The 11,185-nt window shown below is 69.8% G+C and carries 9 protein-coding genes; 5 read left to right on the top strand and 4 right to left on the bottom strand.

The genetic code is table 11. The features are described from left to right. The first annotated feature begins 337 nt into the window (after positions 1 to 337). Complete coding sequence (locus ACIA8X_RS46345; RefSeq protein WP_399460772.1) at positions 338 to 613, top strand: hypothetical protein; 276 nt, start codon at positions 338 to 340, stop codon at positions 611 to 613. 362 nt (positions 614 to 975) lie between these two features. On the opposite strand, the gene ACIA8X_RS46340 is transcribed toward ACIA8X_RS46345, so the two are convergent. Continuing rightward, positions 976 to 1,929 (bottom strand): LysR family transcriptional regulator, encoded by a 954-nt coding sequence (locus ACIA8X_RS46340; RefSeq protein ID WP_393462674.1) that lies wholly within the window; start codon positions 1,927 to 1,929, stop codon positions 976 to 978. A 171-nt stretch (positions 1,930 to 2,100) separates the two neighbouring features. Here ACIA8X_RS46340 and ACIA8X_RS46335 point away from each other — a divergent pair, with 171 nt between their 5' ends. Both ACIA8X_RS46335 and ACIA8X_RS46330 read left to right on the top strand, forming a co-directional pair. Next, on the top strand, positions 2,101 to 3,222 hold the full coding sequence (locus ACIA8X_RS46335) for a PrpF domain-containing protein (protein ID WP_393462675.1): 1,122 nt from the start codon (positions 2,101 to 2,103) through the stop codon (positions 3,220 to 3,222). Between the two features lie 107 nt (positions 3,223 to 3,329). Then, positions 3,330 to 4,583: an SLC13 family permease gene (locus ACIA8X_RS46330; protein WP_393462676.1), complete on the top strand. Its 1,254-nt coding sequence runs from the start codon at positions 3,330 to 3,332 to the stop codon at positions 4,581 to 4,583. Positions 4,584 to 4,878: 295 nt separating this feature from the next. Here ACIA8X_RS46330 and ACIA8X_RS46325 read toward each other — a convergent pair whose 3' ends face one another. Together ACIA8X_RS46325 and ACIA8X_RS46320 are read right to left on the bottom strand one after the other, a co-directional pair. Then, positions 4,879 to 5,613 carry a TetR/AcrR family transcriptional regulator gene (locus tag ACIA8X_RS46325; protein ID WP_393462677.1) on the bottom strand — a complete coding sequence of 245 codons (735 nt, stop codon included), beginning with the start codon at positions 5,611 to 5,613 and terminating at the stop codon, positions 4,879 to 4,881. A 25-nt stretch (positions 5,614 to 5,638) separates the two neighbouring features. Continuing rightward, positions 5,639 to 6,844 carry a serine hydrolase domain-containing protein gene (locus ACIA8X_RS46320; RefSeq protein ID WP_399460770.1) on the bottom strand — a complete coding sequence of 402 codons (1,206 nt, stop codon included), beginning with the start codon at positions 6,842 to 6,844 and terminating at the stop codon, positions 5,639 to 5,641. Positions 6,845 to 7,128: 284 nt separating this feature from the next. Here ACIA8X_RS46320 and ACIA8X_RS46315 point away from each other — a divergent pair, with 284 nt between their 5' ends. Continuing rightward, on the top strand, positions 7,129 to 7,956 hold the full coding sequence (locus ACIA8X_RS46315) for an SDR family NAD(P)-dependent oxidoreductase (RefSeq protein WP_399460769.1): 828 nt from the start codon (positions 7,129 to 7,131) through the stop codon (positions 7,954 to 7,956). 45 nt (positions 7,957 to 8,001) lie between these two features. On the opposite strand, the gene ACIA8X_RS46310 is transcribed toward ACIA8X_RS46315, so the two are convergent. Further along, positions 8,002 to 8,490 carry a hypothetical protein gene (locus ACIA8X_RS46310; RefSeq protein WP_399460768.1) on the bottom strand — a complete coding sequence of 163 codons (489 nt, stop codon included), beginning with the start codon at positions 8,488 to 8,490 and terminating at the stop codon, positions 8,002 to 8,004. A gap of 122 nt (positions 8,491 to 8,612) precedes the next feature. Between ACIA8X_RS46310 and ACIA8X_RS46305 the strand changes: the two genes are divergently transcribed. Beyond that, entirely contained in the window at positions 8,613 to 10,832 is a 2,220-nt protein-coding gene (locus ACIA8X_RS46305; protein WP_399460767.1) for a WD40/YVTN/BNR-like repeat-containing protein, read from the top strand. Positions 10,833 to 11,185: the final 353 nt, after the last annotated feature.

The raw sequence follows: 11,185 nt of genomic DNA, 5'->3' as shown, positions 1-11,185 counted from the left end.
CGCACGCTCACGAAGCTCGGGAGGGTAGGGGGACGGACCGGCCATGACTCGATCCTCTCAGGGAATCGAGCCTCCATCAGACCCGGAGCGGTTCAGCAGAAGCCACCGCGCGCGGCTGGTTCACCTCTGGCGTCATCCATCCATAGAATCAGCGGCAGGCCCTACGAGCCGCCCCCTTCTCTCTGGTTCAGACAAGGCTGAATCGGAGCCTCAGCTGGGTGCTGATCAGTTCTTAGCCAGCGAGGTCGGGGGCGCCGAACGGGTTGGGCAGGACGGAGATGGCGCGGCGGTCGCGGTCGAGGCGTCCAGCGTCGACGCGCACCTTCAATTCCACGGGCTGTTCTACGACCTGTCGGGACACGGCACTCTGCGCAGCCTCTGGAACGGCTGGGAGACCAAGTTGCGCCTCTACCTCCTGGTCGACCACCCCTCCTACAGCGACCTGCACGACATCGCCGCCGAGCACGCGCGGTTGGCCGCAGTCGCCCTGGAAGGCGACACGGATGCGTTCAAGCGGGAACTGGCTCAGCACTTCCCATCAGCGCTGCGAGGCCAGGCCGAAAGCAACGGGAACGCGGCGACCGGGCCTGAGGCGCATCCCAAGGGCTGTTGACCTCCCCATCTGGAGGGGATGTGCGTTGAACGAACGCACTTGCATGACCTGCCCAAGCCGCCCGCCGACCAACGCCGCCCCTCCCCCGCATCCTGCGGGAGGGGCGGCGTCGTCTTGCCGGTCAGGTCCAGCGGCGGAACAGGCTGCGGAGCCCGCCCGTCACAACTCGCTGCCCCGTGACCGATGGATCGCGTCGACACGCTGAACTTGACAGGGAAAGCGCCGGCTGGGGCGCCGGCGGCGAGCTGCAGTACCAAACGGTCCGGCCGGATCTGGTGGCCGAGTTGGTCGTCGACACCGCCGTCGACACAGGCCGCTACCGCCACCCCCGCTGCTTGGGGGCGCAGCTCGTGGCCGCACCGTCAGCCCCGCCGGACCGCCCCGAGCTGGGTCCGGTGCAGGTCTGGGGCGGTGAATCGCTGCGCCACCGTGCGCAGGACGCGGGCCATCGCCTGGGCGGGTGGGGTGGCGGGGCGGGCCGCGGCGCGCGCGAGGAGGATGCGGCGGGTGGGGGCCGGGACGTCGGAGGCGAACGGCAGGAGGCGTACGTCGCTGCGTCGGCTGGTGAGGGCCAGGCGGGGTGCGAGCGCGATGCCGAGACCGGCGGCGACCATGGCCTGCGCCTCCTGGTAGTCGTGCGAGGAGTAGGCGATGCGCGGCTCGAATCCCGCCTGGCGACAGCTTCGGCGCAGGACGTCGGCGACGGGGTGGTTGTCGGCGCGGATGATCCACTCCTGGCCGGCGAGGTCGCCGAGGCGCACGGAGGGATGTGTGCGCAGGGGCGAGTCGGCGGGGACGACCAGCACCGTGGGGTCGTCCAGCAGGTGGGTGAGGGCAAGCGCGGGATCGTCGAGGCGGTTCCATTCGTAGTCCCAGAGCAGCCCCTGCTCCACCTCGCCGGTGTGCAGCATCTCCCTGAGCTCCGCGAGGACTCCGGCGCGTACCTCGATGCGGATGCCGGCGTGGCGACGTCGGAAACGCGTGAGCGCCAGCGGCAGCAGGGACGCGCTCGCCGTGGGGAAGGAACCGAGCCGCAAGGTGCCCTGGTCGAGGGCGGTGAAGGAGTCCAGGTCGGCCTGGGCGGCACGGAGCTCCCGGCGGATGGTCTGACCGCGTTCGACCAGCGCGGCACCCGCCGGGGTGGGGCGGATTCCGCGTGGCAGCCGCTCGATGAGGGGCTGCCCTGCCTCCTGCTCCAGCAGGGACATCTGCTGGGAGGCGGCGGAGGTGGTCATGCCGAGGGCTTCCGCCGCGGCAGTGAGTGAACCGCGTTCGGTGGCCTCGGTGAGCAGCAGCAGACGGCGCACGTTGAGCATGCCGTCGACTTTAGCTGAGCTAAACCCAGGTGAAGCGAACTGCGATTGCTCCGAAGTCATGCCTCTGCGAATGTCTCCGCAATCGCCGAGCGGTTCACCGGCCCGCAATGCGCCCGTAACCGCTGCCTCGGCCCTTTCCCTACCTCCGTTGATCCAGGAAGAGCCTCAGACGTGCACATTCCCGCGACCCTGGTGCGTGGCGGCACAAGCAAGTGCTGGCTGTTCAACCAGGTCGAAGTCCCTGCCGACCGTGGCGACCTCGAAAGGCTGCTGGTCGCCGCGTACGGCGCCGCTGATCCCGTGGAACTGGACGGGGTGGGCGGGGCAACCCCCACCACCTCGAAAGCGGCCGTGGTCAGCGCCTCACCCCAGCCTGGCGTCGACGTCGACTACCTGTTCGCTCAAGTCGGCATCGGGACGGGCTCGGTGGAGTGGACGAGCAACTGCGGCAACTGCGCCACCGGCGTCGCCCTGTACGCGGTGACCAAAGGAATGGTTCCGGTCACCGGCGACCGGACGCGCGTGGTGATGCGCAACACCAATACCGGCGCGGTCCTCGAAGGGATCGTCGACACCCCCGGAGGCGTGGTGCACCACTTCGGCCGCCAGACGGTACCCGGCACCCGTGCCGGCGGGGTCGCGGTCGGCCTCACCTTCCGCGACCCCGCCGGTGGCACCACCGGCTCGCTGCTCCCCACCGGCCAGGCCGCCCAGGACCTGCGGGTCGGCGCCGCCGAGCCGGTACGCGTGAGCATGGTGACCGCAGGAGCTCCGGTCGTCCTTGTCGATGCCGCCAGTGCCGGGCGTACCGGTGCCGAATCGCTGGAGCGGATGAGCGCAGACGTCCCCTGGCTGCGCACCGTCCGTCATACCGCCGCACCCCTGATGGGTCTGGACCAGCCGGGTGAGGAACCGGGCGACGCGGTGCCCAAGGTGGGCCTGGTCGGCCCGCCGGTGCCGTACACCACCACCCTCGGTGAACCGATCGGGGCCGAGGACTACGACGTCTCGGTGCGCATGCTCACCATGAACGCCCCACACCCCGCGATCGGCCTGACCTCTGCCGTCGCCGTCGCGGCGGCCGGGCTGCTGGAAGGGTCCGTGGTCTCCCGGACCACGGGCGGCCCGACCGACGAGTGGTTGCGCCTCGGCACGCCCGCCGGCGTCGTCGCGGTCCGCTGCACCGATGTAAGGGACGGCCTGCCGCACCGGGTCACCGTGCAGCGCGCGGCCCGTCTGCTCGCCGACGCCCGAATCTACGTACCGGAAGCAGGCAGCCCGCAAGCCGCCTGAGCCGCGACGAACATCACCTCGGTCAGGCCGGCTCCCAGCCGTCCACACCGGGATACCCTCGCGCCCTCGCGGCGCGCCACCCCGTCCCCACCGCACCAAGGACAAAGATGTCTGCTGAAGTGATCTCCATAGGCGCCCTGCTGGTGATGTTCGTGGTCGGCACCGTGCTGCCGATCAACCTGGGCATCCTCGCCTTCGTGGCCACCTTCGCGGTCGGCACCGCCTCGCTCGGCCTCACCGAGGACGAGATCTTCGAGGGGTTCCCGGCGAAGCTCTTCGTCACCATCGTCGGAGTCACCTACCTGTTCTCCGTCGCCCGCCGCAACGGCACCATCGACTGGCTCGTCGCGGCCGGGGTGCGGCTGGTACGCGGCAAGGTAGAGCTCATCCCCTGGGTGCTGTTCCTGGTGGCCGCCCTGCTGACGGCGTTCGGTACGTTCACCCCGGCCGCGGTCGCGATCCTCGCGCCGATCGGCATGAACTTCGCCTACCGCTACAAGCTCAACCCGCTGGTCGTCGGCATGATGGTGATCAGCGGCGGGCACGCGGGCGCGTTCTCCCCGCTGGCCGTCTCCGGTGCGCTGGTGCTCGGCCTCGTCGACAAGACCGATCTGCAGGTGTCCGCCGTGGCGCTGTTCAGCGCCAGCTTCCTGATCAACCTGGTGCTCTCGATCCTCACCTACGCCCTGCTCGCCAAGCGTCCCGCCCCGCTGGTCGAGGGCGCCGCACAGGCAGCCGACGACGAGGACCTCGCCGTCTCCGGCAGGCCCGACTGGCGGCAGTGGCTCACCCTCGCCTCTCTGGTGGCCCTCGTCGTCGGCGCGCTCGGCTTCCACCTGGAGATCGGCTTCCTTGCGCTGGCCGCCGGCGCCCTGCTGGCTCTGGTGGACATGAAGCGGCAGGAGAAGGCCGTGGACGGCGTCAGCTGGTCCACCCTGCTTCTGGTCGCGGGCATGATGACGTACATCGCGATGCTGGAGAAGGCCGGCATCATCGAGGAGATCTCCGAACACGCCGCCAACCTGGGCGCCCCGCTCGTCGTCGCCCTGCTCCTGTGCTTCACCGTGGCCATCACCTCCGCCTTCGCCTCCTCCACCGCGATCCTCACAGCGATCATCCCCATCGCCGTACCGCTGCTGCTCTCCAGCCACCTCAGTGCCGCCGGACTGATCGCCGCGCTCGCCGTCTCCACGACGATCGTCGACACCTCTCCCTTCTCCACCAACGGAGCACTCGTCCTCAGCAACGCCCGTGGGGTGGACACCCGCCGCTTCTACCGCCAGGTCATCGGCTACACCGGCGGAATCGTCGCCCTCGGCCCCATCGTCGCCTGGGGCGCCCTGGTCCTGCCCTGGTCATAGCGCAAAGACGACGACGGACAGCGGAGGGCGCCGAGCTGCACCACGCACGGCGCCCTCCGTGCTGATTCTGTGTGCAGGACCAGGGGATACAGAAGCAGTCGGCGACGGGCAGGGTGTACCGAAGCGACGCTTTCGACGCGCCCCGCAGCCGGATGCGCCCCTGCGCATGCTCGGTGATTCCCTCGCCCGTCCACACACGGCGAAGGCGAGGTCGATGGCCGCCACGTCTTCCAAGCCGGCAGGGACTCCGCCGGCGCTTGCGGTCTCACCCATTTCCCTGTTGCCCGGCGAGGCGTCAGTTCCCCGTGTGTTCGCTTCCTTCTGCGCGGGCGCGTTGCGCGCGGAGCTCCACGGCGTCGAGGAGCAGGCCGAGCGCGGTCTCGAACTGGTCCTCTTCGTCGATTTCCGCGAGATAGGGGGCGACCTGTGCCAGGTTCGGGTACCGCTGTGGCGAGGCCGTCAGGTACTCGCGGCGCCAGGCCAGCCGGTCGCCTTCCTGAGCGGTCTTGTCCAGCACATTGAAGGAAGCCTCGAAGGCGCTGGCGGCGAGTGCCATTTCGGCCAGGACCCGGTAGTACGAGGCCGCTTCGCGTCCATGGAGGCCGGCCTGGAGCAGGGCTCCGATGACAACGTCGGCACCCTGGAACTCCGGCTCGCGCCGCGAGGTGCGGGCCGCGACCAGGACGGCCACGCCCGGGTGCCGCAGGCATGCGGCACGGATCCGTCGGGCGAGCGACGCGAGGGTCTCGCGCCAGCTTTCCGACGGTGCGAAGTCGTGCAGGGCATCGCCGACCAGCCGGGCGGCCAGGCCGAGCAGCAGGTCGTCCTTGTTGCGGAAGTGCCGCAGGACGGCTGTGTGGTCGGCGCCCAGATCAGTGCCCAGCCGACGGAAGGTGAGCGACTCAGGACCGTCCCTCTCGATCACGGCCATCGCGGTGTCCAGGATCAGATCCGGAGTGAGGAAGGATGCCGGACGCTGCTTCCGCCGCGCGGGAGTGGCTCCTGCCGAGTTGGTCTTCGCGCGTGTCATGGCCGTCATCTTATCGACGGCGTTGTCAACGGTGGTCCTCGTGCAGATGGTCGGCCACCGCCCGCAGCGCCGTGATGGACTCCGCATCACGCGAGGGGTCGTCCGCCGTCGGCCACGCGCTGGTCTTGACGATCACCACGTCGGCGTCCGGGTCCACATACAGGTACTGGCCGTGGATCCCCACCCCGGTGAACGGACATCGCTCGCCGCCGAGTGTCCACCACTTGTTGCTGTACCCGTAATGCGGGTAGCCGCTGGGGCCCAGCGCCCCGACCTCCAGGTGCGGCACCCCGCGTCCCCGGCTGCGCTTCACCCATTCCTCGGGCACGATGCGCTGCCTGTTCAGCTCTCCGCCCCTGGACATCAGCAGCCCAAGCCGGGCCATGTCGCGGGCGGTGGCATTGAGTGAGCCGCCGGCGATCGCGGTACGCGGATGCCCCCGGGTGAGCCAGTAGTACGCGTCGCGCTCAGCGCCGATGCGGCTCCAGAGGCGCTCCGTGGCGTACTGCGCGAGGGAGCGGCCGGTGGCGGACTCCAGCACCCATCCCAGGACCTGGGTGTCGATCGTCGAGTAGCTGAACTGTGTGTTGGCCTCGGTCGAACGCTCGGCTGAGGACACGACCTCGTGCAGTGAGCCGCCCCCTGTAGTGGCCTTGGCGAACCGGTTGATCAGACTGTCCCGATCGGTGTGGTCCTCCACCAGGTCACCCACTCCGCTGCTCATGTCGAGCAGATGCTCGATGGTCACGCCGTCGAAGGCGGAGCCCACCAGCTCTCTGCGGTACGCCGTCACCGGATCGGTCACATCCTTGATCGCCCCCTCGTCGATGGCGATCCCGATCAGCATCGACGTCACCGATTTGGTGATCGAGAACATCTGGAACCGTACGTCGCTCTGGGCGAAGTACCCCGGATACGACTCGTGGACGATCTCGCCGCCATGCAGCACGACGAAGGAGGTGGTGTTCGTTCGGGCGTGCAGTTCGGCAAGGCTCCGCTCCCGCCCCTCGAAGCCGTAGGTCACTTCCAGGGGGTGCGGTCGCCTGGGCAGGGGGAACACATCCCCGCTGCGGCGGACGTCTTCGGTGGGCAGGAGGAGATTCATGTGAGTGAACGTCCACTCATTGACCGTGCGGCGGGTCATCACCTCGTCCTGGTGGCGCCACAACCACAGTGCCCCGGCGCCCGCCGCGGCGGCTCCCAGAAGCCATCCACCCGCTTCAACGCGCATTCCTGAGTCCCTTCATCGCATGGACATGCCGAGCTTCGGCGCCCTCACTCTGGCTTGCCGATCCATCGGTGTCAACAGTGGTGCCACCCATGGTGTCAGTACAGGTGTCACCATTGTTGACACAACTTTGGATGAGTGGTCATGATGACGACGGGCCGATGCCCCCCGCTCAGACACCCCTGGAAGGAGCAGCGCATGACAGTCATCCAGGAGGAAATGTGCTGCAGGTCCGCCCCGGACGGACGCACGATGAAAGCGCTCGCGGATCACAGGAACGGTGACCGATGAACAGCACTGAACTGCCCACCGCGCGCCGCCTGCTCGGGAAGCTGCCCTTCGTCGACCCGGGCCGGCCCCCGCTGCCCGCAAGAACCGCGTTCCTGACCGGTGCCAGCTCGGGCATCGGCAAGGCGCTGGCAGCCGAGCTGTGCGCCCGCGGCTACGACGTGTACCTCACCGCGCGCAGAATCGAGGTCCTGGAAGAACTGCGAGCACAGCTCACCGCCGCGTTCCCGCAGCGTTCGGTGGCCGTGGCCGCCCTCGACGTGACCGAGCACGAGGCCGTGGCGCGGACGATCGACGACGCGGCCCGGCAGTTCGGCGGCCTCGGAATGGTCATCGCCAACGCGGGGGCCGACGACTGGGGCAACATCGGGGAGGGCCGCTTCGAGGCGCACCGCGCGGTGGTCGACGTCAATCTGCTGGGTGCGATGGCGACCATCGACGCGGCCGTCGCACACTTCCGCAGCAAGGGCGGCGGGCAGGTGGTGGGCTTCACCTCCGTCGTGGCCGCGGCGGGCCTGCCGGGCGGGGCGCCGTACTGCGCTTCCAAGGCGGGGCTCACGAGGTACCTTCAGTCGCTCCGGGGCGAGCTGTGGAACAGCGGCATCACCGTGACCACGGTCGCCCCGGGCTACATCGACACCCCGATCAACGAATCCCTGGGCGACAAACGACCGTTCCTCATCGACACCCGCACGGGCGCCCGCAAGATCATGGACCGCATCGAGTCCGGCGCCGTCCACGCATCGGTGCCCCGAGTGCCCTGGGCCGTCGTCGAGTACCTGCTGGCCCGGATCCCGACCCGTCTGCTGCGGAAGGTCAATGTCTGACCGCCCAGGCCCGGGGACCACTGACGCGCCGGTGCCGAGCCGCTATCACCCGGTGACGTCGGGGCCGGGCCAAGCCTTCGGCGCACACCGCACACCCGGCCCTGTCACCACCCAGCACGACTGGCCCCCTTCCGCGGCCCCGTCCTCGACCGCCACCGCACCGGCGCCACCGGCACCCCGCCGTGCTACGTCGGCTGCGACCACCCCAACATCGACCACCTCCACCGCGAGGAACTCGAAGCCGCCGAGCGAGCCGGAGCCATCGGCCTGCGCCCCACCTTCAGCGCGCCGGCCAAGGACCGCGCCCGCGTCGTCCAGCGCCGCATCGCCGCGGAGGGCGACGAGGTCTGGACGCACCTCAAGGCCGGCGGACGCGTGTTCGTCTGCGGCGACGGCCGCCGCATGGCCCCCGCCGTAAGGGAATCGTTCATCACCATCTACAGCGTTCATGCCGGCGCCGGCGACGACGAAGCGCGCGCCTGGCCGGCCCGCGTGGAAGACGAAGCCGATGAAGGCAGCGGTGCGGGACGGCACCAGGTGTGCGGAGCGCCGCCCCGAACCTTCCGCCACTGAGTCCGTATCGCGCCCTTCTACTCAACTCCCTTCTCTCGTAGTGTCCTTGGCGTTTGAAGTGGTCATGACGATAGAGGGGTCTCATGGGCAGAGGTCTGCTTTCGCTGGTTCTCGCCGCGGTTACCGGTGCCGCGTTGCTCACGGCACCGGCGGCCGCCGCGCCGCCGCCCCCGCCGTCCGACGTGTACCGACCGGTCCGTGGGCCGGCCGCCCCGGCGGAGTACCGCTACCTCCAGAAGACCCTGCCGGGAGAGTCGATTCCGCGCCACGCCCATGACCTCGCCGCGGCACAGGCGCGGGAACTTCCCGCCGTCGGCGGGCGCTGGAAGGGCGTCGGGCCCACCAACATCGGCGGGCGGGTTGTCTCCCTTGCGCTCGACCCCAAGCGCGCCGACACGCTGTACGCGGCGGCCGCGAGCGGCGGGCTGTGGCGAAGCACCGACGCCGGGGAGACGTTCCACTCCGTGTGGCCCGACAGCTGGACGCAGGCCATGGGCGCGGTCGCCACCGCCCCGGACGGCACCCTGTACGTAGGTACCGGTGAGCCCAATCCGGGCGGCGGAAGCATCACGTACGAGGGGACGGGGCTGTACCGCAGCGCCGACGGCGGCGCCCACTGGACGTCCCTCGGCCTGCGCGATTCCGGTGCGATCAGCGCCATCACCATCGACCCCGCCAACCCCGGCCGCATCTACGTCGCCGCGGCCGGATCGCTGTACAACGGCGGCGGCGACCGGGGCGTGTACCGCTCGGACGACGGCGGCGCCACCTGGGAACGGATCCTCGCCGGCGCCAACGAGTTCACCGGCGCGACGGAGGTCGTGGTGGACGGCGACCGGCTGTACGCCGTGCTGTGGGACCACCGCCGCCGCCCCGATCTGCGAACGTACGGTGGCGTGGGCTCCGGCGTCTTCCGCAGCACGGACGGCGGCGAGACCTGGCAACGGCTCGGCGGCGGCCTGCCCGCCGAGGGCCCGGACGTGGGACGCATCGGCCTTGCCGTCGCGGGTGACCGGCTCTACGCGATCGTCATCAAGGCCAATGGCTCCTTCGAGGGTTTCTACGCTTCCACCGACGGCGGCGACAACTGGACCCGCACCCCCGCCAACGAGGCCCTCGCGGGCTCGCAGTCCAGCTTCGGCTGGTGGTTCGGCAAGGTGTGGATCGACCCCCGGGACACCGAGCACGTGCATGTGGCCGGGGTGGCCCTGCTGACCACCAAGGACGGCGGCGCCACCTGGACGGCCGACGACACGAGCATGCACGTCGACCACCACGCCATGGTGTGGGACCCGCGCCACCCCGGCCGCGTCTACCTCGGCAACGACGGTGGCGTCTACCGCTCCGACGCGGACGGCGACGGCGGCTGGGTCAAGTCCCGCCACCAGCCGTACACCCAGCTCTACAGCGCGGCGATCAGCCCTCAGGACACCACCCGCATCTCCGGAGGATCCCAGGACAACGGCTCGCTACGCTCCTGGGGCGGGGAGAAGTTCAACGAGTACCTCGGCGGAGACGGCGAGGAGAACCTCATCGACCCGACCGACGTCGACAACGTCTTCGCCTGCTACCAGTACGGAAACTGCTTCCGCTCCACAGACGGCGGCGACACCCTCACGTACTTCGCCGACAGGACGACGTACCAACGCCGGAACTGGTTCACGCCGGTGGTCTTCGACCCGCGCGACCCCAAGGTCCTCTATTACGGCTCCGAGATGCTCAACCGCTCCACAGACGGCGGCGAGACCTGGCAGCCCATCAGCCCGGATCTGTCCGGCGGCCCAGGCCCCGACCCCATCTACACCAACTACGGCACCATCACGTCGATCGCCCCGGCGGCCGACCGACGCACCGTCTATGTCGGCACGGACGACGGCCGCGTCTGGGTCACCAGGGACCACGGCGCCACCTGGACGAAGCTGGCCGAGGGCCTGCCCTGGGTGACCCGGGTGATCGTCGACCCCAAGGATCCGCAGCGGGTGTGGACCACACACTCCGGCTACCGCTCCGGCTCCCCGCTGCCCCATGTGTACGGCAGCACCGACGGCGGCAGGCACTGGCGGAACCTGTCAGGCAACCTGCCGGCGGCACCCGTCAACGACCTGGTCGTGGCGCGGGGCGGCATCCTGTACATCAGCACCGACCAGGGTGTGTTCACCAGTCCCACGGGCAGCGGCCGCTGGCTGCGCCTCGGCCGAGGCATGCCACAGGTCCCGGTCGACGACATCGAGTACGACGCCGGACACCGCCGCCTGGTGGCCGCGACGTTCGGCAGGGGCTTTTACGAACTGACCACACCTTGAGGCGATCGCACGGTACCGACCGCGTCCGCGACCGCCACCCCGCCGGACCTGAGTAGCCGCCGCTGGCGGGCCGGTCTGATGGCTCAGCAACCTGCCCCGCTGCAGTAGCCGTCCGGCCAAGATCAAGCGGACGCTGGGGCGAGGCCCTGCTGCCCACCGCAGCAGATCCCGCGATCACCGTTCTTCCCAGCCGCATCCGCTTCCGGGCAGCCGCCCGGACGACTGCTACAGGCGGGTTGTCCGCGCTGCCGCCTACCGTGGAGGTACGAGCAAGATCGTCGTCGTGTACGAGCTCGACAAGCCGGTGATCTCCGCGTGAGGTGCGGCTGGCTATGCCCGGGTTGGTTCAGCCC

This window comes from Streptomyces sp. NPDC051738 (assembly GCF_044453205.1).
Taxonomy (GTDB): Bacteria; Actinomycetota; Actinomycetes; order Streptomycetales; family Streptomycetaceae; genus Streptomyces.
The sequence above is the reverse complement of the archived record's forward strand: the minus strand, read 5'-3'. Positions and strand labels throughout refer to the sequence as shown.